Raw genomic sequence first — 23,551 nt, 5'->3', positions numbered from 1 at the left:
GTAGATGCCATAGGCGTCTTACGGAGGCTTCTACGATGCTTCCGCGAACCACGCTTTGGGCACCCTCACCGGCATCGCCAGAAGGATCTGCCCCATGCCCTTGCCCAGCGGGTCGTTGCGCAGCGACGCCATGCCGCCGCCCGCCAGCGCCTGCTCGCAGACAAAGTTGAAGGCCGCGATGCCTGGCAGCTCGTAGCGCACGACCTTTCCCTCGATCAAGTGCGACAGGTGCTCGGCCACGCGCGCTTCGCTCAGTTGCTGACGCAGCACGGGCAGCCAGTCGGGCTTGCGCGCGATCACGCCGATGTTGGAGATGTCTCCCTTGTCTCCCGACCGCGCCCAGGCGACCGCGATCAGCGGAACTTCGACCGTCTCGCTGGCGGCAAGCGCAGCCGGCTCCACGACCGCTTGTGCTACTGGTTCGCCAGCTACCCGCGATGGAATGTCGCGCTCTGATGAGTCCTCGGGTATTGAAATCGCTGTGCCGTTCAGAACCACGGCGGGCTTCAATTTGCGCTTGTCCAGCAGGAAGGCGTATTGCCGGATCAATGGTGAAACACCCGGCCGCCCACCGATGCCCGTCGTACCGGGCGCCCAGGACGTGCCGGCGGACGCCACCTCGGATGCGAGAAGTTGCAGGGCCGCCTTGTCGGTGTGGCGCGCCGTCAGGCGCAAGATCGCTTCACGGGTCTGCGCCACCGCGGGGTTGGCGAGTGGGCCGTAGCAGGACTCGGCGCCGAGCACCTCGAGGTGGGTCGCGCTGAAGGGCGGTAGTCCTTGTGCTTTCAGCAGCTCATCCACACGCGTGAGGATTGCCTCGCCCGTGCGCCGCGCCTTGGCCACGGCGTCGAAGCCGACGATGGTCAGTTGCGCCGAGGTCTTGTAGCCGTCCAGACAGGTGGCGCAGACCTTGTAGCTGTCGGTGGGTGGGCGGCCGCGCGCACCCGTCACCCGCACATGCTCCGGGCCTGTCCGAGTGATCTGCACCTGCGTGAAGTCGCACACCACGTCGGGCAGCAAGTAGCTGGCCGGGTCGTGAACTTCGTACAGCAATTGCTCGGCCACGCATTGCGGCGCAATCAGTCCCCCGGTGCCCTTGGGCTTGGTGACGCTGAAGCTTCCGTCCGCCGAACATTCGACGATGGGGTAGCCGATGTGGGCCCAGTCGGGCACCGACTGCCAATCGGTGTGAAGCCCGCCGGTGCCCTGGCAGCCGCATTCGATGATGTGGCCGGCCAAGCTGGCGCCGGCGAGTTCGTCGTATTGGTGCGGCGTCCAGGCGAACTCGTGCATCAGCACGCCCAGTGTCACGGCCGAATCGACACAGCGGCCGGTGATGACGATTTGCGCGCCAGCATCCAGCGCTGCCTTGATGGGAACGGCGCCCAGATAGGCATTGGCGGTGACGACCTGGGCGGGTAGCGGCGCGCCGCTTTGCAGCTCGGCGACGGGTGGCTGGGCGTTGCGCAGCTCGGGCAGCAAAGGCATCACGTCATCGCCGGTGACCACGGCGATTCGCACATCAACCCCGAGCTCCTTGGCCAGTGTGGCCACAGCATCCGCGCAGCCCTGCGGATTCACGCCACCGGCGTTGCTGACCACGCGGATGTTCCTGGCCACCACGTCCTTGAGAACGCTTTTCATGGCAACGGACACGAAGTCCGTGGCATAGCCGAGCTCTGGCTTCTTGATGCGCGCGGCGGCCAGAATGGACATGGTGAGTTCGGCCAGATAGTCGAACACCAGGTAGTCGATCTGGCCGCTTTGCACGAGTTGCGTGGCGCCCACGCTGCTGTCGCCCCAGAAGCCGGAGGCGCCCCCGATGCGGATGGTCTTGTTCACGATCTGACTCTCCAACGGTTGGCGGATGCGGTTTGGTTCATTCGGGCTGAATGCCTGCGGCCTTGATGACGCGACCCCATTTGCCGGACTCGTTCGCCTGGAACTGCGCCAGCTGCTCGGGCGTGCTCAAGGCCTCCTCCCCGCTGGTCTTGACCAGAAACTCTTTGGCAAGCGGCGTGGCCGAAGCCTTCGCCAGCCAGCCATTGAATTTCTGCACGATGGCCTGCGGGGTGCGGGCCGGCAGGTAGACCGCCGTCCAATACGACATGTCGTAGCCTTTCACGCCGGCTTCGTCCACCGTCGGGATGTTGGGGGCAGCGGCAATGCGCCTGGGGCCGCTCACGGCCAGCGCACGCAGCTTGCCGCCTTCCACCTGGGGCAGCGCCGTGGGGGCATCGGCGAACATGAAGTCCACCTGTCCGCCCATGAGGTCGGTGATGGCCATCGGGTTGCTCTTGTACGGCACGTTGACCATGTCCACGCCCGCCATTTGCTTGAGCAACTCGCTGGCCACGCGGCTGGACGACGAGCCGCTGCCGAAGTTCAGCTTGCCCGGCGACTTCCTGGCGGCGGCGATGAGGTCGCCCACCGACTTGTACGGCGAATCCGGGCGCACCAGCAGCAGCATGTAGCCCTTGGACAGCAGGCTCACCGGCGCAAAGTCCTTCACCGGGTCGTAGGGCAGCTTCTTGAAGAGGTGCTCATTGGCCGACTGGGTGGTGTTGGTCGTGATCAGCACCGTGTAGCCGTCCGGCGGCGCCTTGGCCACGTACTGGGCCGCAAGGAAGCCGCTGGCACCGGCGCGGTTGTCCACCACGATGGGCACCTTGACTTCGTCACCCATCGCCTGGGCGAACACGCGGGCCATCTGGTCGGTGCCGCTGCCGGCTGCGAAAGGCACCACCAGCGTGATCGGCTTGCTCGGAAAGGTGTCCGCCTGCGCGGCTGGCAGGCCCAGGGCGCAGGTGGCCGCTGCAAGCAGCAGCCCGATTCGGTGGCGGGGATGAATCATGTGGTCTCCTTTTGTTCGATGGGGCCGGCGATCAGACAGGTACGAATTCCGGCAGGCCGTAGTGGGCGTTGTGCTCGCCCAGGCGCGGCGCGGATGCGGTGATGGCGGGACGCTGCCCATCGAAGGACAGCGGAGATGCCGTGAGGCGGAAGTCCTCGCCGGGCACGTGTGCCAACAGGTCCAGCGCTTGCACCTGCGGATCGTCCAGCGCTTGCGGAACGCTGTTGATGGGCGCGCAGGGCACGCCCGCGGCCTCGAGGCGCTCGACCCATTCCGCAAGCGGACGCATCTTCAGCAGGGGCGCCAGTTCCGCCAGCATTTCCGCCTTGTGCGCCAGGCGCGCCCTGTTCGTTGCGAATCGCTCGTCGTCCAGCCATTGACGCTGGTCCAGGACCTCGGCCAGCTTGGCGAAGAGCCGGTCGTTGCCACAGCAGATGAGCAGCGGCCCGTCGGCCGTGTCGAAGGCCTCGTAGGGGACGAAGCCGGGATGGCCCGACCGGTGGCGCTCGGGCAGGCGTCCTTCGTTCAGGTAGGCATCGCTCTTCTGCCCGTTCCAGACCAGGGCCGTTTCGAGCAGCGACGTCTGCAGCATGCCGCCGCGTCCGGTCTGCGCACGCCGGTGCAGCATGGCCAGCACGCCGATCACGAGCCACATGCCGCTGCCCTGGTCGCACACCGAGGCGCCGGAGCGAAGCGGCGGATCATCCGGTCCGCCATTGGTGCTCGAGAGACCGCTGAACGCCTGGATCAAGGGTTCGTAGCCAGGGTGCATTGCCATGGGCCCCCGGTGGCCGAAGGCGGAAATTTCGCCGTAGATCAAGCGCGGATGGCGCGCGCACAGCGACGGGCCGTCGATGCCCAGCGCCTTGGGCACGTCCGGCCGCAGGTTGTGGATGCAGACATCGGTCTGCGCGAGCAGTTGTTCGAGGCTGGCGCGACCCGCCTTCGACCGCAGGTCCAGTGCAACGGAGCGCTTGCCGCGATTGAAGATGTGGAAGATCAGTGCGTCGCCGTGGCGATAGGCCGGGCCCATGCGGCGTGCATCGTCGCCACCTTCGACACGCTCGACCTTCACGACCTCCGCGCCCAGGTCCGCCAGGATGGCGCCGGCAAACGGGCCCGCCAGCACTTGGCCGAGTTCGACCACACGCACGCCCGCAAGGGGGGCCGCTGCCGCAGTGTTCATTTCTGTCTCCTTGTGGGGCCAGTCTAGGCAGCCGGCACTGATATGGGAATGCTCAAGAGAGGTTTTCTGTGATAACTTAATTGGATCACTGGGACCGTGCATGCGCCTGAACCTGAGTCTTCGCCAACTGGAAGTCATCGTCGAAGTCGACGAGGCGGGGAGCTTCCGGGCGGCGGCGCGCAAGCTGGGCGTTTCCCAGCCTGCACTCAGCCGCACGCTGCGGCTGGCGGAAGAGGCGCTTGGCACACGGCTGTTCGACCGTGACACCCGGCGCGTGACGATCACCCCGGCCGGGCAGGAGTTGCTGCACATTGCCCGCCGCGTGCTGGGTGACTTCGACAGCGCGCTGAGTGAACTCGGGCACTTCATGAAGGGGTACCGCGGGCAAGTCAACGTGGCCGCGCTGCCGTCCATGAGCGTTGCGCTCTTGCCCTCGGCCGTCGCCACCTTCAGGCAGCAGCACCCGCAGGTGGAGTTCAAGCTGCAGGAACTGGCGGCCGAGGCGTTGCTGGCCGCGGTGGAAGAGGGCAGGGCCGATTTCGGCCTGTGCGCGAAGCCGGCGCCGGATCAGCGGCTGCGCTACCAGCCGCTGCAGGACGATCCGATGATGCTGGTGTGCCGTGAAGACGACCCGGTCGCAGCCCGCGCCAATGCGCCGTGGTCCATCCTGGCCGAAAGGCCTTACATAGGCATCCAATCTGGCAGCAGCATTCGCCCGATCATCGACAGTGTCTTCGTCCGGAAAAGGCTCGCGGTGCGCGCGGCATTTGACGCGCCGAGTGTGGCCGCGTGCTGCGCGTTGGTGAAGGAAGGTCTCGGCATCGCTGCGCTGCCGCGGCTTTCGCTCGGATTGGCCGATATGCGCGATCTGGCGGCCATCCCGCTCGGACAGCCGGCGACCTTCCGGTCGGTGGGTATCGTCACCCGGATCGGCCGCACCCTGGCCCCGGCCAGCCTGGCGTTCATGAGAACCTTGATCCAGCAGAGGCCCTAGATCAGGCGAGCAGGCGGAGAAGGCAAAGCATCTGCAACCGCATCGCAGGCGGAGGAGGCGTGCACTGAAATGACCGACCGAATTGGCGCCGCACAGCTGCCGGTGGAACTCGGCGGGTCAAGAAGTCAACGTCCAGTCGATTTCGATCGACGGTTTGATGCGCCCGCAAGCCGCGCGCCGACGCACCCAGCTGCGGCTGGGAACGCGCTGGCGTGGGCACAGGTGCAACGCTTCTTGGTGTCGTCAAGCATCCGCATGCTGTCTGCCCCATGATGCAACCGGGCTTGCGGCGTTTGGCGGACGCGGGCCATCGACATCGCCCTTGACCTCAGCATCGGAGCCCCTATGAACGACAAACACCCCACCCAGATTGCGACGACCCTGGCAGCCGAAGATCGGCTTCGGCTGGAATCGCTTCGCATGCGCCGGCGCGCCCACCGGCAAGCCAAATCGGCCAAACCGCCGACGGCTCCCGAGCATCTCTTGCCACCCGAGCCGACCCGCGGTCAACGCCTGGCCGACGCGGTGGCCGCAACCGTCGGGTCGTGGCGCTTCATCATCTTCCAGAGCACGGCCATCGTGCTGTGGATCGTCGGCAACGCGATGACCGGGAAGGGCGCTTGGGACCCGTATCCGTTCATCCTCCTGAACCTGCTCCTGTCGTTCCAGGCGGCCTACACCGCGCCGGCAATCATGATGAGCCAGAACCGGCAGTCCGAGCAGGACCGGCGCCACGCCGAAACCGACTACGAGATCAATGTCAAGGCGGAGTTGGAGATCGAACTGCTGCACGAGAAGATCGACCTCCTGAAGGAACGCGAACTGCTGGCGCTGACCGACGCGGTGCGCGCCCTGACCCGGCGGATCGAAGGATTGTCGGAACGCCCGACCTGAGTCCTTCTCCACCAAGCCGCAGCGCAAGGCACAGGCGCAGCCTCGGTGCGAACCCGTTCCGAATGCGGGGGGCACCGGATTGAATGGGAGGATCACATGGCAGCCCCATCGGGCGAACCGGAATCCGGTCGGGCCGAAGCTCATTCGCAGAGCTTGATCCAGCGTTCGAGTCGACTCACCACGCGAGAAGTATTGAGTCGGCCGATCGAGCCTTCCATGTCCTCGGTGCCTTCGCTTTGGCACAGCAGCACAACCTCTTCACGCGCCTCGCCGGTGCCGAAGAAACCTTCACGGTCGAGCTGTTCCATCGCGGCAATGCAAGCCTCGAAGAGGCCTGCGTGCAGGACGTCGAACTCAACGTCGCAAGGCAAGTCGCTGCGGTGGCATGCCAGGATCATGCGGTAAGCGATATCGAGGAACTCACCGCCCTCCTCGTAGGGCCACTCGGCGAAGTGCCAGACCTCGCTTTCATCGTCCATGTCACCCAGAGCGCTCAAGGCGAGATTGCCGGCAGCGTGGACGATGGTCATTGCACCGTCATCGCTGCCAAGCGCGAAAAGGCGGATGGTCTCGTCAGGATGGGCCGCGCGGATGGCCTGGAAGGCGCGGCGAGCACCTTCGCGGATCTCAGTGGTGAGCAAAGGAAAGTCGATGCGAGCGGGATCGTGTATGCCTTGGCGCACCCGTTTGTAGCCCTGCGCCTCGATTTCTTTGCCGCGCTGCACGAGGGCATCCTTTGCGGCTTGGGGACTTGCGAACTCGGTGACCATGGAGTGCCCCATGGTTATCACCTTTCCGTTTGCACTCCACAGCGAACTGCCGAATTGGCGCAGTTCGTGAAAGTCCGTGGGCACGTCGTTGTCGAAGCGGTAGAACAGTGACCAGGTCATGGGCGGGGAACTCCTTCAGGGGGCGCAATGCCGCCATGAGCCTTTTTGTCGATGGCTTTTCAAGCGGCTTCTTTCAGCCGAATTTTGCCGGAGCGGCGATCCGTATCGACGCGGTGTGGCAGGCGGCCGAACCGCCGGACGTGGGCGCAGGCGCTGAAACGACCGGTCGTGCGTAGCCTGTTTTCAGGTGGTCTAACCAGATCCAAACGTCATCATCTATCTGATCTGACGATGCTTTCCATCGAAATTTAGAGGCTATTTTGATGGCTCCAGCGAAGCTATTCTTTGTGCACTGCAACTCGCCGAGTTGCCAAAAACCCAAAGGAGCTTCATCAAATGACCAAGGTTCTTGTTCTTTATTACTCGTCCTACGGACACGTCGAGACGCTCGCGCAAGCCATTGCCGAAGGTGCCCGCAGCACCGGTGCGCAAGTCGACGTCAAGCGCGTTCCGGAAACCGTGCCGGAAGCGATCGCGCGAAACGCTCATTTCAAGCTGGACCAGGCCGCGCCCGTGGCAACGGTGGCCGAGCTCGAAAACTACGACGCTATCGTGATTGGCACGGGTACCCGGTTCGGACGTATGTCCTCGCAAATGGCAGCATTCCTGGACCAGGCGGGCGGGCTCTGGGCGCGCGGCGCGTTGAACGGGAAGGTAGGTGCGGCATTCACGTCGAGCGCCACGCAGCATGGCGGCCAGGAGACAACGCTGTTCTCGATCATCACCAACCTGCTGCACTTCGGCATGACTATCGTCGGGCTGCCCTATAGCCATGCGGGCCAGATGAGCGTCGACGAGATCGTTGGCGGCGCGCCTTATGGGGCGACCACCGTCGCGGGTGGCGACGGCTCGCGGCAGCCTACGGCCATCGACCTGGCTGGTGCCCAGCACCAGGGCGAGTTGGTGGCACGTACGGCGGCCAGGCTGCACGGCTGAGACCGGAGGAGGCGCGTCGCTGGCCGAGCGGGATCAGCTGCGGCGGCCCAGCTGGCCGGCATCTCTCAGCTGCTCCAGGAACCATCGCCCAGCTGGCCCTGGAGGCATGTCCTTTCTGTAGGCCGCGAGCATGGCGATGGGCGGCGTTTTCGGGTGGAACATCTCCAGCGTGATCGGCACCAGGGCGTCAGCTTCCAGGTCGGCGCGCACCATCGCGGCGGGCATGTGCCCCCAGCCGAACCCGGCACGCAGAAAAGCATGCTTCGCACCCAGATCGGCCAGCTTCCAGGTGAGCGCGGAAAACACCCCAAAGCTCTTTCCTTCCGTCATGGCCGTGCGATCAGTGAGCACCAGCTGCACATGCTGCGACAGTTCGGCCGAAGAGATGACCCCCTTGCTCTTGGCCAACGGGTGGAACGGCGCCACAACAGTGATCATGGGGACGTCCAGCAGTTTCTCGGTATCCAGGCCTTCGGGTACCGTTGGCATCGAACCCATGATGCCGATGCGGCAACTGCCATTCAGCACTGGCTGAACAACAGCGCCAAGCGCCTCCACGTACAGCCTGAGCGGGGTGTGCGGGAAAGCCGCATGAAAGAGGCCCACCGCCGTCGTCAGCGACTCCATCGGATACATGACGTCGACGACCACTGAAAGCTCCGGCTCCAGCCCCTCGGCCATGGTGCGAGCCTTTGCCTTGAAACCGTCCATGCCAGACACCACCCGGCGTGCCTCTGCCAGAAGGGCAATGCCGGCTTCGGTCAGTTGTGGATACCGGGCGCTCCGGTCGAACAGCTGAACATCGATCTGGCCTTCGAGGTTTGCCAGGGTCTGGCTCACGACGGACTGGGCGCGCCGCAAGCGGCGACCTGCGGCCGAGAAGCTGCCTTCGTCCGCCGCGGCGATGAAAGTGCGCAGCTGATCCATTGAGACGCCGTCGAGCATGTATCTCCTCCATAGATGGTTCACATCGAAAGATATAGGCTTCGCAGAGAGAAGTCCAGCCTTTAACCTTTGGTTCGTTCTATGAATCCAAGGAAATCCCAATGACCTCGACGACTTCCGTTCCGCCCGAGCTGCAGCGCTCGCCTGCAAGCCGCAACCGCGGCGTGGTGGCTCGCACCAGCGGGCGCACGCATGGACCCGTGGCACGCCTCGTCAGCCCTTCCGACATTGGAGAGCTGACCAAGCCTCTTGTGTTTGTCGACCATTTCGACATGGTGCCGAAGCGGGGGTCGCTGTTTCCGTTGCATCCGCATTCGGGCATCGCGACCCCCGCCGTGCTGTTCTCCGGCGATCTGCGCTACGAGGACACCACGGGTGCGGCCGGAACCTTGTCCGGCGGAAGCATCGAGCGGATGCGTGCGGGAGGCGGGGTATGGCACGACGCCAGCCCGTCGAGCGACCGCCGTCTTCGGCACGAAGGGCGCATACCGCCGGCGGCGGGTGACCATCTTGTCAGGAGCTTTTTAATGAAGATCTGGAAGTACATCGAAGCGCACCACGAAGAGTTGGGAGCCGGCCTGTTCATCCTTCCGTGTCTCGTGGTGACCATGGCCGCAGCGGTGCTGGCGTTCTGGCTCGGACAACTGCTGCACTAAAAAAAAGATGCCTGCCTGGGCATCTCTTCTTCATGGGCTGGCGCCCGTCTCAAGGCACCAGCACGAGCGCTCCATTCTTGGTGCGCGCCGCAATGGCTGCATGCGCCTCGGATGCATTGCGCAGGGCATACTCCGTGAACGGAACTTCTCCCAATACGCCCGTCCTGAAAGCTTCGAAAACGTCATTCACGGCCTGCGACACCCGGCCTGTCAGATAAGGCGCCATCGGACCGCCGACCATCTTGAGCTCCCGCTTTGCGGCCGCTTCCTTGTCGAAGGCCGGAGCGCCAGATGCGGCGCCGATGGAAACGACCACGCCGCCATCCTTTACCGAAGCAAGCGTTGCATCGAACGTCGTCTTTCCGACGAACTCATACACCACGTCGACGCCGCCGGGCGCGATCTCCCGCACCCGTTGCGCCAGGTCTTGCGCATCCGATGGCAGCACATGGTCGATGGTGCCTTCCAGCGCCCGGCGTTTCTCGGGGCTTCCCGCGGTGCCGATGACTGTGGCGCCGCGCGCTTTTGCCCAGCGCGCGAGCAGGCTGCCAACGCTGCTCGAGGCGCCCTGGACGAGGATCGTCTCGCCGGGCTGGATCTGGTGGTAGCCGTTCAGCCCGGCCCAGGCGGTCAAGCCCTTGGTCAGGACGGCCGCAATCTGCCCCGCGCCGAGATCGTCGGGCACCGGCACCAATGCACTTGCGTCGATCAGGCGCACCTGGGTGTAGCTGCCCGGAGCGAGATAGTAGGCAACGCGCTGGCCTACCTTCAGGGCGCCGACGCCTGCTCCGAGAGCCTCGACGATGCCGACGCCCTCGACGCCAGGAACTGCAGGCAGCGGAACGGGGACGATGCCCCGGCGGAACATCGTATCGATGAAGTTCACGCCAATGGCCAGGTGGCGCAGGCGCACCTGTCCTTCGGACGGCGCCCCGACATCGGCCTGGTTCTCGGCCTGGAGAACTTCGGGGCCTCCGTAGGAATGAAAGCGAATGGTGGTGTTCATGATGGGTTTCAGAGTTCGAGAAGAAAAAATGCTTGTATTTCAGATGACGGCCAGCAAGCCCCCATCGACCAGCAAGGCGGTCCCGGTGATGTAGCTGGATAGATCGGAGCCGAGGAAAGCCACCGCATCGCCGATCTCCGAAGGCTGGCCCAGCCGCCGCAGCGGTGTGCGCTGGCGAAAGCCCTCGGCCGCTTCAGCAATGCCCGGACTGGTTCGCAGAAGATGGGTGTCGATGGTTCCTGGCGCTACCGCGTTCACGCGGATACCGTCGGGCCCGAGCGCGTCGGCAAGCGATTTGGCCATCAGGACGACGCCGCCCTTGCTTGTCGAGTACGCCACCGTGATGCCGGCCCCCGCCAGCCCACCCATGCTGGCCATGAGAATGATGCTTCCCTGCTTGCCATTGGCCTTCATCTGGCGGGCCGCGGCCTGGGCGCTGAACAGCGTACCGTCCAGGTTGACGGCCATCAGCTTGCGCAAGTCGTCCGAAGAGACGTCGAAACCATCGGAGCGAAGGGTAATGCCCGCATTGGCGACCATCACATCCACGCCGCCAAACGGGGCCGATGCGTCTACCAGCGCGTCGACTTCTTCCTTCTTGCTCACGTCCGCCTTGACGAAAGCGGTGGCAACACCCAGGGCTTCGATCTCGTCGGTGGTCGGGGTGCCGCCTTCGCGTGGTTCGCGGCTGATGTCCGAGACGATGACCGCTTTGGCGCCATGCCTGGCGGCATTGACCGCAATGGCCCTGCCGATGCCGCTTGCGGCACCCGTTACCACGATGACCTTGTTCTGCAGAATGTTCGTGTTCATGTGGAACTCCTTAGTGAGAAAGGGCATTCAGCTGTTCCAGGACCGAGTACAGGTTCGCAACGCCCCAGTGCTCGGTAATCTTTCCGTCTTGCACGCGCATGGCGTCGACGGTCTCGAACTGGATGGCTTTGCCGGTCGCGTGAACCCCCAGGAAGTCACCACGGTGTGTGCCGTGGTACGTCTTGTAGGTAGTCACCACGTCGCCGTCCGCACGCTGCCAATGGATGACGGCGTGGAAATCAGGAAAAGCTTCCCGGAGTTTCTTGTAGAGGCCTAGCGCGCCCGCCTTGTCTGGCGTGCAGTTCGGCTGCGGGGTGTGGTCCAGAAACGCGTCGGAGAAAAGCTCATCGAACAGGGCCCAGTTGCCCTGGCCTTGAACTTCGTCCGTATTGCGGCGAATGACGGCCTTTGCTGCTTCGCCAATATCGATGTCGATGTCAGCCATGATGTTCTTTCGTGATGTGTTTCAGAGTTCGAATCCGCCGATGGTCATTCCGCCGTCCACGACAAGCATCTGACCCATGACGTAGGAGGACGCTTCAGAAGCGAGCCATACCGCAGCCGCAGCAATCTCGGACGGCTGGGCACCTCGTTTCGCCGGAATGGCCGAAGTGGCCAGTTGGGCGAAGCCGGGGTTCTGTGCGCTCGCCGCGGCGACCATGGGGGTTTCAGTCCAGCCTGGCGCCAATGCGTTGATGCGCAGGCCGTGGGCGGCGTTTTCCATTGCTGCAACGCGGGTCAGCCCGTGCACCCCGTGCTTCGATGCCGCATACGCGCTCATGCCCCCCGGCCCGGTCAAGGCCGCCACGGAGGCCGTATTCACGATGGCGCCCCGCCCGGCACGGCGCAAGAGTGGGATCTGGTGCTTCATGCCGAGGAAAACGCTCCTGAGGTTCACCGCAATCACGCGGTCGAAGTCGTCTGTCGGGTAGTCCTCAATGCGATGCGCCTGGCCGGTGATTCCCGCGTTGTTGAAGGCAACGTCCAATCGGCCGAAATCCTTCTTCAAACGTGTCATCAGGTTGCGCACCTGCGACTCGTCGGAAACGTCTGTTGTGACGGCAAGCGCTCGCCCGCCGGGACCGGCAATCAGGCGCGTGGTTTCGGCCAGTCCACCTTCGTTCAGGTCCGCAGCGACAACGATTGCACCGCGTCCGGCAAACGCCCGGGCGGCCTCGCGGCCTATCCCGGAGCCTGCGCCGGTGACCAGCACCACTTTGTTGTCAAAGTCCTTAAGTTCCAATTGCTACTCCTTGGTGTTGTTCAGCTCATTGCTGCATGACCTGAAGAGTAGGGAAACGCCATCGATTGCGATAGCCTATTTGTTTAGATGGAAAGCATCGGCTAGACCGATATATAAGCAACGATGAGAGGAGTTTTGCGGGCGCCGGTGCCATATCGTTGAATCAGATGGATTGCATCTAAAAATATTGGCTTTTCAGCTACACAGGAAGTTCCTAAAGTTCGTCCCAGCGGTTGGATGCGCACGGGCTTACCCGGCTTGCCCACCGTTCTTTCCACCCTGTCTCAAACTTTTAGGAGTACCTCGTCATGCAATCCGCAAACACCTCTTCCATCCTCTCGTCGACCTCCGCGGCGCCATTTATCGGGCGACTGCTCATGGCTGCCATCTTCCTGATCAGCGGCGTGGGCAAGCTCATGGCCCCGGGCGGCACCATCGGCTATATCGCATCGGTGGGCATTCCGCTGCCGGAGCTGGCGTACGCCGGCGCTCTTGCCATGGAGCTCGGTGGCGCCCTGCTGCTCGTGGCGGGGTACCGCACCCGCTGGGTGGCTGCCGCGCTGGCGCTGTTCTCGGTGGTTTCCGCGGTGATCTTCCACAACGCGCTGGGCGACCAGAACCAGTTGTTCCATTTCCTGAAGAACCTGGCAATGGCCGGCGGCCTGCTGCAGGTGGTTGCCTTCGGCGCCGGCAGCTTCAGTCTGGATGAGCGTCACGCCGAGCTCCCGGTCGCGCTGGGCGCTGTTCGATGAAGCGTCGGCATGCGGCTGGGGGCCTCTCTGGTTGTTAGGATTTCGGGTCTTCAATCGACCGATGCAATGCCCCGCATGGATTCCTTGAACCTGAATTCCACAGCCGCAGTCCCCGGTTCTTCGGCCGTGCCCCATTTTTCGCCGCCCGACGCCGCACGGGTTCGGGAGTTGGCTTCGCTCGTCGCGCGGCATGCCCCAAGGGAGGGCATTTGCCCGACATCGATTCCGCGCGTCTCGGCCATCAAGCTTTCGGCACCCAGCGACGAACTGGTCCACGCCCTTCATCAACCGGCCGTCTGCATCATTGCGCAAGGCGCGAAGCGGGTCATGCTGAGGGATGAGGTTTATGACTACGACGCCTCGCGGTTCCTGGTCTTTTCCACCGACCTGCCCATCAGCGCGCAGGTCACTCATGCGAAATCCAGCGAGCCGTACTTGTGCTTCAGGTTGGATCTGGACCCTGCGGAGATCTCCGAGCTGGTTCTCCAGGCAGGGCCTCCCCCGGCACGGCGCGCGGCCACGCAACGCGGCCTGTTCCTGAGCAGCGTTTCGAACGGCATGCTGGACGCCGCAATCAGGCTCATGCATTTGCTGGACTCGCCTGAAGATGCCGCGGCCCTCGCACCGCTGGCTACCCGCGAGCTTGTCTACAGGCTTTTGCGCAGCGAGCAAGGGGAGCGGCTTGCCCAGGTGGCAAGGGCCGACAGCCATGCAAACCGCGTGATGCGAGCGGTCTCCCGGCTCAAGTCGAACTTTGCAGAGCCCCTGAAGCTGGACGAGCTGGCGCGCGAATGCTGCATGAGCACGTCTTCCTTGCACCATCACTTCCGGGCCGTTACCGCCATGAGCCCACTGCAATACCAGAAGCAACTTCGCCTGCAGGAGGCCCGGCGCTTGCTGCTGAGCGAGGGTATGGAGGTCTCGAAGGCGGGCTATTCGGTGGGCTACGAGAGCGCCTCCCAGTTCAGCCGCGAATACAGCCGGCTGTTCGGCGTGCCTCCATCCAAGGATGTCTCCCGCTTCGAGATGATGGCCGGCTAGCATGGGGTAGGGTGCCGCCCGCCGGCACCCATGGCATCAGAAGTCCCCGTCCGTCGTGACCGACAGCCCGGCGTAGGTCTCGATCTCGGCACGCCGGCGTTCGAAAGTCTCCGCCGCAAAGTCGACGGCGTCGGTGCCCGCTAGAAAGTGAAGCGGAGGCTGCGGCATTTCGGCCAGTTCCACGATGGCGCGGCCCAGCTTTGCCGGATCACCGGGCTGCTTGTGGTTGTAGCTTTCGTAGGCGGAACGCGAGTTGCTCGAGAACTCCGCATAGTCGGCAATCCTGCGAGAGCCGTACTGGACCGACTTCTTGTCCAGGAAGTCGGTACGGAAGAATCCCGGCTCGACGATGGTGACCTTGATTCCGAAGGGTGCAACTTCGAGAGCGAGAGATTCGGAAAAGCCTTCCACGGCAAACTTGGCGGCACAGTAGATGGAAGCCCCGTCGAAGCCCATGAAGCCTCCCACCGACGCCAGGTTCAGGATGTGGCCCCGGCGCTGCTTGCGCATTGCCGGCAACACGGCACGGGTCACGTGCATCATGCCGAAGACGTTCGTGTGAAACTGGCGCTCGACGTCCTCGCCGGAGACTTCTTCGAACAAACCAAGCTGGCCGTAGCCCGCGTTGTTCACGAGCACGTCAATGCTGCCGAAGCGGGAAACGGCCGCCTGGGTGGCTGCAATGGCATCTTGTTCGCGCGTGGCATCCAGTGGAAGGCACATGGCGCGGCTGCCGAATTCGCCGTACAGCTCTTCAAGCTGCGCGGGGTTCCGGCCAGTTGCCACGACCTTGTCGCCAGCTGCCAGTACCGCCGTGGCGATTTGTGCACCAATTCCGCGGCCAGCACCCGTGATGAACCAGACCTTGCTCATTTGATTACTCTCCAAGTTGCTGCGTGATTCACACGCCGGTTGAACATGGAGTGATCGTAGGAACCAGGGCCCCGCGTCACATGCCTGTTTCTGGCGAGGGCTTGCACAAACCGACAGACTGGAGAATCTTGGGGTATTGATACGCTGAACCATGGACCTTCAACTCAGTACCGCCGAAGCGCTCGACGAGCGTGTGCCCGGGGACCTCGTTGCGACAAGCAAGGGCAAGCCCTGGCGAGACCTTCTGGTCCAGATTTTCACGAGGCGGCCGGTCCAGGAAAGCTTGCTCATTCCGGCTGTTCCGGAGCCGCTCATCGTATGGATCGTCTCCGGTTCGGCGCTGGTGGAGGAGCGGCAGCTTGAAGGCGAATGGATGGCCAACAAGGTGCGCGCAGGAGAGTTCTTTCTGCAGACATCGCCGCGCCCATGCGAGCTGCGGTGGCGCACGCTGACAAGCGAGCCGTTTCGGGTGATGCACGTCTATCTGGGGCTTCCGTTGATGAAAAGGGCGGCCACCGATGTCCATGGACCGGAGAGCCCACTCGTCCCGCTCAGAGAGGTCTCCGGCGCCGCGGACGAGGTCATCGCCAACCAGCTGGGCGTCCTTTGCTGCGAGCTGCTGGAGCGCCGTACGCCGAGCACGATGCTTGTGCAAGGCCTCGCGAGCAGCCTTGCCGTTCATCTGGTGAGAACCTACGCAAGCGACACGCGGCATCCGGCAACCCCGCACGGGGGACTGCCGGCTTTCAAGATCCACCGGGTGCTCGCAGCGATGCAGGAGCGCATCGATCAGGAACTCGATCTCAAGCACCTTGCAAAGGCGGTGCAGCTCAGCGAGTCCCATTTTTCGCGATCTTTCAAGAAGAGCACCGGCTTCTCCCCCTCTCAATACCTGACACGGCTGCGCATGGAGCGTGCACGGCGTCTTCTGAGGGAGACACAGACGCCCATTGTGGAGATCGGGCTGGAGGTTGGGTACGGGAGCCCCAGCCACTTTGCGCAGGTGTTTCGCAAGGAGGTAGGCGTGCTCCCAAGCGACTACCGGCATGGGCGCTGACCGGCACCTGGCCTTCGCAGCAAATCTTCGATATCGGCAGCAAATCGACGAGCGACCGCTCGGACCCCGCTCGGCACCATGACAACCGTGGCAGCTGCACAGACAAACCCGAGTCTGCAGCCGCCGCGCCTTCAACTTAACTACCGTAAGGAGCTGTCATGGAACTCAATGGAAAAATCGCTTTGGTCACTGGTGCATCGAGCGGCATCGGCGCCGCTGCGGCGCTCAAGCTGGCGGCAGCGGGAGCGAAGGTCGGACTCGCCGCTCGCCGCGTCGTCCGCCTCGACAAGCTGGCCGACCAGATCAGGACGACCGGGGGCGAAGCCATCGCCATCGAGATGGATGTCGTCGACCGTGCATCCGTGGAAGCGGGCGTGGCAAAGCTGGTGCAAGCCTACGGCGGACTGGACATCGTTTTCAACAATGCCGGCCTCATGCCGATCTCGGACGTCGAAGCCTTGAAGGTCGGCGAATGGCATCGCATGGTGGACGTCAACGTGAAGGGCCTGATGAACAGCACGGCTGCAGCGCTACCTCATCTGATCGAGCGGGGATCCGGCCACATCGTCAATACGTCGTCGATTGCCGGCCGCAAGGTATTTGCCGGCCTTGCCGTCTATTGCGCGACCAAGCACGCTGTCTCCGCATTCACCGAAGGCCTGCGCCTGGAAGTCGGCAAGAAGCACAACATCCGGGTCACCAGCATCCAGCCAGGCGCGGTCGACACGGAGCTGTTCAATCACATCTCCGACGAGGGCTACCGCGATCAGATGGAGGGGCTGCGCGACCAGATGTCATTCCTGAGCTGCGACAACATCGCCGACACCGTGATGTTCGCGCTGCAAGCGCCGGCCCACGTCAATGTGGCCGAGCTGTTCGTGCTGCCGACCGACCAGCCCTGGTGATGGCGCGAGTCGGCGGAATCAATGATTTCGCCGGCCTCCGGTCAGTAGGTCCCCGTTCTCAGCGTCGCGTTGCTGCCGTCGTCCGCTGACGCGGCGACTTGCGACGGGGCGGAGCCCGTAATCGCCGTCGCACCACCCATTGCAAGGGCAACTGGGAACATGTGGTGAATGTCTGGTCGTGGCCCGATAGTACCCATTCGCGCAAGGCCGAGGGATGTCGGCGATCGCTCATGCCTGCCGCGCGGGTAGGGATGGCGTAAACCTTGTGGGCGGCCAGGCCGCCGCGCTCTACCGCAATTTCGCTGCGTCGAAGATTCGTCGCTTGGCGTTGAGGATATGGAGCCGCGTTGCCTCGGCGGCATCGGTCGGGGATCGCTTCTCGATGGAGTCGAGGATCTGCTGGTGCTCCATCTGGACCAGCCGGGCGCGCTCGGCGGTCATCTTCGATCGCACGCTGCGCGCCAGTTCCATGAATTGCCTGATGGGCGCGACACTCGTTTCGACGGCGGCCACGAAGAACTGGTTGTGCGAGGCCTTTGCGATCGCCCTGTGGAAACGGACGTCGTCTTCGATGCCCTTGTTTCCACCCTCCATGGCCAGGGTCTGCGCTTCCAGGCAGGCTCGGATCGTCGCCAGGTCGTCGGCAGTGCGGAACTCCGCAGCAGCCGCCGCCGCCCCCGATTCAACAACTGTGCGGTAGGCGTAATACCGCTCGATGTCCGAATAGTTCCTGATGGGGGGCATGCTCGATGCCGGTGTGCCGGGGGCGCGCACGACCTGGCTGCCGGAGCCGCGGCGGGACTCGATGATCCCGTCCGATCGCAGCCTCGACAGTGCCTCCCGGACGGTCGGCCGCGAGACCCCGAATTGCGAGGCCAGTTCGCTTTCCGTCGGCAGCTTCTTCGAGTCGACGTAGTCCCCGCGCAGGATGGCTTCGACCATCCGGGCGTAGATCTGGTCGGGCAGTGTGCCGCCATTGACGTCTAGCAAGTGTTCCGCCATCGAACCGATACTCGAAAATCTTTGTCAGACAACTATAGCAAACCTTCGGAGCTTGACGAACGCAGCGAGTAGCTCTCCCACAGCATCGTTGCTCCACCCAGAGGTAGGCGCATGTCCGCGGGCTCAGCAAAAACCCGGATGACAACTCGAAAGTTGTCTTACAAGATCCCGCCTGCCAAGCCCATCCATCAGGAGATTCCGAATGTGCCAAGTTTCCTTCTCGCGGCATCGCCACGCCATCATTGCGGCCGTTCTCGGGGCGGCGAGCTGTGCCGGCATCGGCCTGGTCCAGGCACAGGAGCTGCCAAAGTCGCCGGTGGTGATCAACGTGATCGACGCCGCCGGCAACCTGGCGCTGACGCAGGGGGCGTTCGAGGCCTACCAGGCGCAGAACCCCAAGCTGGTCTCCAAGTTCACTTTCACCAAGGCGCCTGCCCCCGAGATCCCGGCCAAGATCAAGGCGATGCAGAACGCGGGCCGCAGCGACATCGACATGATCATTGTCGGCACCGATGCGCTCGCCGCCGGCCTCGAGATGAACCTGTGGGTCAAGTTGTTTCCCGACTACGCGGCCAAGTTCCCCAAGCTGCAGGAGAACTACCTTCCCAACGCCTACAAGATGCACGCGCTCGCGAAGGACCATGGCCTGGCCATCGTCTTCATGCCTGCCGGCCCCCTGGTCGAGTTCAACCCCGACAAGGTCAAGACGCCGCCGACGACGCCGCAGGACCTGCTGGCCTGGTGCAAGGCCAATCCCAACAAGCTGATCTATGCACGGCCCGCCAACTCCGGTCCGGGGCGCACCTTCCTGATGGGGCTGCCCTATCTGCTGGGCGACAAGAATCCTGCCGACCCGATCAACGGCTGGGACAAGACCTGGGCCTACCTGAAGGAACTCGATACCTGTATCGAGTACTACCCGACGGGGACCGCAGCCGTGATGAAGGAACTGGGCGAAGGCTCGCGCGACATGACGCTGACGGTGACGGGTTGGGACATCAACCCCAGGGCGCTGGGCATTGTGCCGAAGAACTTTCAGGTGCTGCCGTTCAAGGGCATGACGTGGGTCAACGACGCGCACTACATCGTGATTCCCAAGGGCGTCCCGCCGGAGAAGCAAGCGGTGGTTCTCGACCTGATGGCGTTCCTGCTCAAGCCGCAGCAGCAGGCGATGACCTATGACAAGGGCTACTTCTATCCGGGCCCGGCGGTCAAGGACGTCCCGCTGTCGCTGGCACCCAAGGACAGCCAGGACGTGATCAAGGAGTTCGGACGGCCTGACTACGACAAGTGGCTGGCCCAGTTCCCTCATGCCGTGCCGCTCGAGACCAAGGCGATGGTCGATGCATTCCGCCGCTGGGACCAGGACATCGGTACCCGCAAGACCAAGTGATTCGCGGCGCGCACTGCGCGCCCGACCGATGCTGCAAGCGCCCATGCGGGCGCTCGCAGGCTGCATCTTTTCCAGGATCGTGTCTCCATGACTTCAGACTTTTCCGAGTTGCGCCTCGATGGCGTCACGCGCCGCTTTGCCGGGGGCAAGGGCGTGCAGAGCTTCACCGCGCTCAATGCCCTGACCATGACGGTCAAGCGCGGCGAGTTCATCGCGCTGCTTGGACCCTCGGGCTGCGGCAAGTCAACGGCCCTCAATTGCCTGGCCGGGCTGCTGCCCTTGACGGATGGAGGCATCTGGCTCGACGACACCCGCATCGACGTACTGCCGCCTGAAAAACGGGGCTTCGGCATGGTCTTCCAGAACTATGCGCTCTTTCCGCACATGAGCGTGGCGCGCAATGTCGCGTTCGGGCTGGCGATGCGCGGCGTGCCGGCCGCCGAGTCGGCGCAGCGCGTGAAGCGGGCGCTGGACTTGGTGCAGCTGAACTCGCAGGCGCACAAGCTGCCCGGCCAGTTGTCCGGCGGACAGCAGCAGCGGGTCGCGATCGCCCGGGCGATCGTTATCGAGCCGCCCCTGGTGTTGATGGACGAGCCCTTGTCGAACCTCGACGCCAAGTTGCGGCTGGAGATGCGCGCCGAGATCCGGCGCATTCACCGCGAACTGGGACGATCGACGATCTACGTCACCCACGACCAGGACGAGGCGCTGTCGCTGGCCGATCGCGTCGTCGTCATGAAGGACGGCGTGGCACAGCAGATTGCCGAACCACAGCGCATCTACGCGGAGCCGGCCAACCTGGACGTGGCCCGTTTCATGGGCTATCGCAACCTGGTGGAGCTGAACGTGCGCTCGGAGGGCGGCGCGTCGGTGCAACTCGCCGGCAGCGGCCTGGCGCTCACCGCGCGGGCGATGCAGCCACTCGCCAGCGGCAAGGCGATGCTCGCGATCCGGCCCGAGGAATTCGACGTCGTCTCTTCACCGGTGGACAACAGCTTCGCCGCCCGGGTGCTCAATGTCGAATACTGCGGCCACGACAACATCGTCGACGTCGAGGTGGCCGGCGGGCTCAAGCTGATCGTGCGCACGACGGCGCGCCTGCGAGTCGGCGACCCGGTCACGCTGGCCATTGCGCCGGACAAGGCGCTGGCCTATCCCGTCGATGCAGCCGCGGGCATGGTGCCATGACCAGCGCCAGCCCGTCTTCGTTCGACCGGTCCCTGCTGCTGCTGGTGCCGGCGACGCTGTTCATGGTGGTGCTGTTCGTCTATCCGTTCCTCTACGGCTTGCAGCTGTCGTTCCGTCCGATGGAAGGCAACTGGCTGGCGAACTACACGCAGTTCTTCACCACAGACAACCTACGCGACACGGTGTGGACCACGCTCAAGCTGGCCATTCCCGCCACCGTGATCAACGTCGGCGTGGCGCTGCCGATCGCCTACCAGATGCGCCGTAGCGGCCGCTTCCAGAAATTGATCACCACGTTGCTGGTCATTCCGTTGACGCTGGGCACCGTCCTGATCGCCGAAGGCATGCTCGGCTACTTCGGCCCCAAAGGCTGGCTGTCGCAGTCGCTCCAGTGGCTGCACATCTACGAAGGCCCGATCCGGCTGACGCACAACTACTGGGGCGTCCTGATTTCGCTCGTCATTTCGGGTTTCCCGTTCGCGTTCCTGCTCACGCTGTCGTACATCACCGGCATCGACCCCAACCTGCCGCGCGCTGCCTCGACCCTGGGTGCAACGCCGTGGAACCAGTTCCGGCACATCTATCTGCCGCTGCTGGTCCCGGGACTGGCAATGGCCTTCGCGCTGTCGTTCGTGCAGGCCTTCTCGGTGTTTCCGTCGGCGGTCCTGCTCGGATCGCCGGCCGGTGCCACCCGGGTGATCTCGATCGCGGCGTATGAGGCCGCCTTCGAGCGCTACGACTATTCCATGGCTTCGGCCGTCGCGATGCTGATGGGCGTGGTGCAGCTGTTCGTCGTTGCCGCGGTCCTGGGGGCGCGCGGGATGTTCTATCGGGGCCCCGTCTCCGGCGGCAAAGGTTGACCATGGATACGCATCGCCTGCTGATGAAACTCTGGAAGTCGCTGGTTGCACTGGTGATGGGCTTCTTCATCGTCAATGTCGCACTCATGGTGGCCGCGGTCGGCACCAGCTCAGTGGCCCGCCGCTGGCTCGGCACCTGGCTGCCCGACGGCTACACGTTCAACTGGTACCAGACCGCCTGGAAGGAGTTCCAGCTCGACAGCGTGCTGTGGGTCACGATCGAGGTGGTCGCCGCCGTCGTGTTCCTGTCGATCCTGATCGGCGTGCCGGCGGCCTACGCGCTGGCGCGGCGCAACTTCCGCGGCAAGAACCTGCTGATGGGCCTGTTCCTGCTGCCGCTGATGATCCCGCCAATCACCTACGGCATTCCGCTGGCGACCGTGATGTACCAGGCGCACATCGCGGGCACCATCTTCGGCGTGATCCTCGCGAACATGATTCCGGCGGTGCCGTTCATGATCCTGGTGATGACGCCGTTCATCGAGCAGATCGATGCCAACCTCGAATCCGCCGCCCGCGTGTTCGGCGCCAACACCTTCAAGCTGTTCTGGCACGTGCTGCTCCCGCTGCTGGCGCCAGGCATCCTGGCGGCTTCCCTGCTGGTGCTGGTGCGCACCATCGGCATGTTCGAGCTGACCTTCCTGACGGCCGGCCCGGATTCGCAGACGCTGGTGGTGGCCCTGTACTACGCGGTTTTCGCGGCGGGCGTTCGTGCGCCGCAGTCGGTCGATGCAATGGCGATGGTCTACATGGCGGTCACGCTGGCCTGGCTGCTGATCGCGCTGCAATTCGTCAACCCGACGCAGCTGGTCAGCCGCGTCAAGGAACATCCAAAGACGGCTTGAGGCCGACCCCCATGAAGATCACGCAGGTCGATACGGTCCACGCGGCCGCCTATCCCAACATCCTGTGGGTGCAGATCCACACCGACACCGGCCTGGTGGGCCTGGGGGAAACCTTTCGTGGCGCTCAGGCCGTGCAGGCGCAGATCCATGAACTGGTCGCGCCCTACCTGATGGGAAAGGATCCGCTCGCCATCGAAGCCCACAGCCAGTACCTGCTGTACGGCTATGTCGGCTTTGCCAGCAGCGGTGCCGAAACGCGCGCCGCTTCGGCGGTCGACATCGCGCTATGGGATCTGTTCGGCCAGGTCACGCAACAGCCGCTCTACCAGTTGCTCGGCGGCGCCGTGCGCGAACGCGTCCCGGTCTACAACACCTGTGCGGGCTACACCTACAACAAGGCCCCACAGCGTCGCTCGGTGACGCAGGCCAGCGCGGACGTCGCGCCGGAAGGGCCTTACGAGGACCAGGTTGCATTCGTCAAGCGACCGGCGGCGTTGGCCGAAAGCCTGCTGTCCGAAGGCTACAAGGCGATGAAGATCTGGCCCTTTGATCCCTTCGCCCAGGCCAGCGGCGGGCAGTCGATCTCGGCCCGCGACCTGGACACCGCGCTCGAGCCATTCCGCGAAATCCGGCGCGCTGTCGGCCATGAGATGGACATCATGGTGGAGCTCCATTCGATGTGGAACCTGCCGATGGCCGTGCGGATCGCGCAGGCGCTCGAGGAGTTCAAGCCCTACTGGATCGAGGACCCGATCCAGATGTCCAACCTGGACACGATCGCCGAATTCCGTTCGCGCACCCGCATTCCGGTCTGCGGCAGCGAGACGCTGGGCACCGTCCAGCCATTCATCCATCTGCTCAAGAACAATGCGGTGGACTATGTGATGCTGGACCTGGGCTGGGTCGGGGGTCTCTCCGAAGCCAGAAAGATCGCGGCCCTTGCGAAGGCCTTTCACAAGCCGGTGGCGCCGCATGACTGCACCGGACCGGTCGTGCTCGCGGCATCGCTCCACCTGGCGATGAGCACGACCAACGTGGTGCTGCAGGAAGTGGTGCGCGCTTACCTGGGGGGCTGGTATCGCGAGCTCGTGACGCAATTGCCCGATGTCCGCGCCGGCCATGCGACGGTTCCGCCCGGCGCGGGCCTGGGCTTGGCGCTGTCGCCAGCGCTGCTGCAGCGGCCTGACGTCACCATCCGCAGTTCGAAGTCGTGAGCGG

25 protein-coding genes are annotated in these 23,551 nt (G+C 64.0%); 14 read left to right on the top strand and 11 right to left on the bottom strand.

Annotated elements, in window-relative coordinates:
- Window positions 1-30: 30 nt before the first annotated feature.
- From FB547_RS25130 to FB547_RS25120, 3 genes are read right to left on the bottom strand one after another with little or no spacing between them, the layout of a single operon-like run.
- On the bottom strand, window positions 31-1,845 hold the full coding sequence (locus FB547_RS25130) for an acyclic terpene utilization AtuA family protein (protein ID WP_145746507.1): 1,815 nt from the start codon (window positions 1,843-1,845) through the stop codon (window positions 31-33).
- Between the two features lie 34 nt (window positions 1,846-1,879).
- The gene (locus FB547_RS25125; RefSeq protein ID WP_145746373.1) at window positions 1,880-2,854 is read right to left on the bottom strand and encodes a Bug family tripartite tricarboxylate transporter substrate binding protein; all 975 of its coding nucleotides are present in this window, start codon (window positions 2,852-2,854) and stop codon (window positions 1,880-1,882) included.
- A gap of 31 nt (window positions 2,855-2,885) precedes the next feature.
- Complete coding sequence (locus tag FB547_RS25120; RefSeq protein ID WP_145746372.1) at window positions 2,886-4,040, bottom strand: CaiB/BaiF CoA transferase family protein; 1,155 nt, start codon at window positions 4,038-4,040, stop codon at window positions 2,886-2,888.
- A gap of 100 nt (window positions 4,041-4,140) precedes the next feature.
- Between FB547_RS25120 and FB547_RS25115 the strand changes: the two genes are divergently transcribed.
- Entirely contained in the window at window positions 4,141-5,034 is an 894-nt protein-coding gene (locus FB547_RS25115) for a LysR family transcriptional regulator (protein ID WP_186454245.1), read from the top strand.
- A gap of 345 nt (window positions 5,035-5,379) precedes the next feature.
- Entirely contained in the window at window positions 5,380-5,928 is a 549-nt protein-coding gene (locus FB547_RS25110) for a DUF1003 domain-containing protein (RefSeq protein ID WP_145746370.1), read from the top strand.
- Between the two features lie 140 nt (window positions 5,929-6,068).
- Here the strand turns inward: FB547_RS25110 and FB547_RS25105 are convergent, their stop codons facing one another.
- Window positions 6,069-6,818, bottom strand: a complete 750-nt coding sequence (locus FB547_RS25105; protein WP_225613151.1) for a DUF4303 domain-containing protein — start codon at window positions 6,816-6,818, stop codon at window positions 6,069-6,071.
- A gap of 35 nt (window positions 6,819-6,853) precedes the next feature.
- On the opposite strand from FB547_RS25105, the gene FB547_RS33375 reads away from it, so the two are divergent.
- Window positions 6,854-6,994 carry a hypothetical protein gene (locus tag FB547_RS33375; protein ID WP_186454244.1) on the top strand — a complete coding sequence of 47 codons (141 nt, stop codon included), beginning with the start codon at window positions 6,854-6,856 and terminating at the stop codon, window positions 6,992-6,994.
- 160 nt (window positions 6,995-7,154) lie between these two features.
- On the top strand, window positions 7,155-7,754 hold the full coding sequence (gene wrbA, locus FB547_RS25100) for an NAD(P)H:quinone oxidoreductase (protein WP_145746369.1): 600 nt from the start codon (window positions 7,155-7,157) through the stop codon (window positions 7,752-7,754).
- Window positions 7,755-7,787: 33 nt separating this feature from the next.
- On the opposite strand, the gene FB547_RS25095 is transcribed toward wrbA, so the two are convergent.
- A complete protein-coding gene (locus FB547_RS25095) occupies window positions 7,788-8,699 on the bottom strand; it encodes a LysR family transcriptional regulator (protein ID WP_145746368.1) in 912 nt (303 codons plus the stop codon).
- A gap of 101 nt (window positions 8,700-8,800) precedes the next feature.
- On the opposite strand from FB547_RS25095, the gene FB547_RS25090 reads away from it, so the two are divergent.
- Window positions 8,801-9,355, top strand: a complete 555-nt coding sequence (locus FB547_RS25090; protein ID WP_145746367.1) for a pirin family protein — start codon at window positions 8,801-8,803, stop codon at window positions 9,353-9,355.
- 49 nt (window positions 9,356-9,404) lie between these two features.
- On the opposite strand, the gene FB547_RS25085 is transcribed toward FB547_RS25090, so the two are convergent.
- From FB547_RS25085 to FB547_RS25070, 4 genes are read right to left on the bottom strand one after another with little or no spacing between them, the layout of a single operon-like run.
- Window positions 9,405-10,361, bottom strand: coding sequence for a zinc-binding dehydrogenase (locus tag FB547_RS25085; protein WP_145746366.1), 957 nt, complete (start codon window positions 10,359-10,361; stop codon window positions 9,405-9,407).
- Between the two features lie 39 nt (window positions 10,362-10,400).
- Entirely contained in the window at window positions 10,401-11,174 is a 774-nt protein-coding gene (locus FB547_RS25080) for an SDR family oxidoreductase (RefSeq protein ID WP_145746365.1), read from the bottom strand.
- A 10-nt stretch (window positions 11,175-11,184) separates the two neighbouring features.
- A complete protein-coding gene (locus tag FB547_RS25075) occupies window positions 11,185-11,619 on the bottom strand; it encodes an ester cyclase (RefSeq protein ID WP_145746364.1) in 435 nt (144 codons plus the stop codon).
- Window positions 11,620-11,640: 21 nt separating this feature from the next.
- Complete coding sequence (locus FB547_RS25070) at window positions 11,641-12,417, bottom strand: SDR family NAD(P)-dependent oxidoreductase (RefSeq protein WP_145746363.1); 777 nt, start codon at window positions 12,415-12,417, stop codon at window positions 11,641-11,643.
- Window positions 12,418-12,725: 308 nt separating this feature from the next.
- On the opposite strand from FB547_RS25070, the gene FB547_RS25065 reads away from it, so the two are divergent.
- The gene (locus tag FB547_RS25065; protein ID WP_145746362.1) at window positions 12,726-13,169 is read left to right on the top strand and encodes a DoxX family protein; all 444 of its coding nucleotides are present in this window, start codon (window positions 12,726-12,728) and stop codon (window positions 13,167-13,169) included.
- A gap of 75 nt (window positions 13,170-13,244) precedes the next feature.
- Window positions 13,245-14,210 carry an AraC family transcriptional regulator gene (locus FB547_RS25060; protein WP_145746361.1) on the top strand — a complete coding sequence of 322 codons (966 nt, stop codon included), beginning with the start codon at window positions 13,245-13,247 and terminating at the stop codon, window positions 14,208-14,210.
- 36 nt (window positions 14,211-14,246) lie between these two features.
- Here FB547_RS25060 and FB547_RS25055 read toward each other — a convergent pair whose 3' ends face one another.
- A complete protein-coding gene (locus FB547_RS25055) occupies window positions 14,247-15,083 on the bottom strand; it encodes an oxidoreductase (protein WP_145746360.1) in 837 nt (278 codons plus the stop codon).
- Between the two features lie 151 nt (window positions 15,084-15,234).
- Here FB547_RS25055 and FB547_RS25050 point away from each other — a divergent pair, with 151 nt between their 5' ends.
- Window positions 15,235-16,140 carry a helix-turn-helix domain-containing protein gene (locus tag FB547_RS25050; RefSeq protein WP_145746359.1) on the top strand — a complete coding sequence of 302 codons (906 nt, stop codon included), beginning with the start codon at window positions 15,235-15,237 and terminating at the stop codon, window positions 16,138-16,140.
- 158 nt (window positions 16,141-16,298) lie between these two features.
- A complete protein-coding gene (locus FB547_RS25045; protein WP_145746358.1) occupies window positions 16,299-17,045 on the top strand; it encodes an SDR family oxidoreductase in 747 nt (248 codons plus the stop codon).
- A 288-nt stretch (window positions 17,046-17,333) separates the two neighbouring features.
- Here the strand turns inward: FB547_RS25045 and FB547_RS25040 are convergent, their stop codons facing one another.
- On the bottom strand, window positions 17,334-18,047 hold the full coding sequence (locus FB547_RS25040; protein ID WP_145746357.1) for a FadR/GntR family transcriptional regulator: 714 nt from the start codon (window positions 18,045-18,047) through the stop codon (window positions 17,334-17,336).
- A gap of 202 nt (window positions 18,048-18,249) precedes the next feature.
- Between FB547_RS25040 and FB547_RS25035 the strand changes: the two genes are divergently transcribed.
- The 5 genes from FB547_RS25035 (at window position 18,250) to FB547_RS25015 (ending at window position 23,547) form a co-directional block, all read left to right on the top strand.
- Window positions 18,250-19,440 carry an extracellular solute-binding protein gene (locus tag FB547_RS25035; RefSeq protein WP_145746356.1) on the top strand — a complete coding sequence of 397 codons (1,191 nt, stop codon included), beginning with the start codon at window positions 18,250-18,252 and terminating at the stop codon, window positions 19,438-19,440.
- 87 nt (window positions 19,441-19,527) lie between these two features.
- Window positions 19,528-20,628, top strand: coding sequence for an ABC transporter ATP-binding protein (locus FB547_RS25030; RefSeq protein ID WP_145746355.1), 1,101 nt, complete (start codon window positions 19,528-19,530; stop codon window positions 20,626-20,628).
- The gene (locus FB547_RS25025) at window positions 20,625-21,488 is read left to right on the top strand and encodes an ABC transporter permease (protein ID WP_145746354.1); all 864 of its coding nucleotides are present in this window, start codon (window positions 20,625-20,627) and stop codon (window positions 21,486-21,488) included. Before FB547_RS25030 ends, FB547_RS25025 begins: the two co-directional genes overlap by 4 nt.
- 2 nt (window positions 21,489-21,490) lie before the next feature.
- Window positions 21,491-22,333, top strand: coding sequence for an ABC transporter permease (locus tag FB547_RS25020; protein WP_145746353.1), 843 nt, complete (start codon window positions 21,491-21,493; stop codon window positions 22,331-22,333).
- 11 nt (window positions 22,334-22,344) lie between these two features.
- Window positions 22,345-23,547, top strand: coding sequence for a mandelate racemase/muconate lactonizing enzyme family protein (locus FB547_RS25015; RefSeq protein WP_145746352.1), 1,203 nt, complete (start codon window positions 22,345-22,347; stop codon window positions 23,545-23,547).
- Window positions 23,548-23,551 lie beyond the last annotated feature (4 nt).

Origin of the sequence: Variovorax beijingensis (genome assembly GCF_007828835.1) — a bacterium.
Lineage (GTDB): Bacteria > Pseudomonadota > Gammaproteobacteria > Burkholderiales > Burkholderiaceae_C > Variovorax > Variovorax beijingensis_A.
The sequence above is the reverse complement of the archived record's forward strand: the minus strand, read 5'-3'. Positions and strand labels throughout refer to the sequence as shown.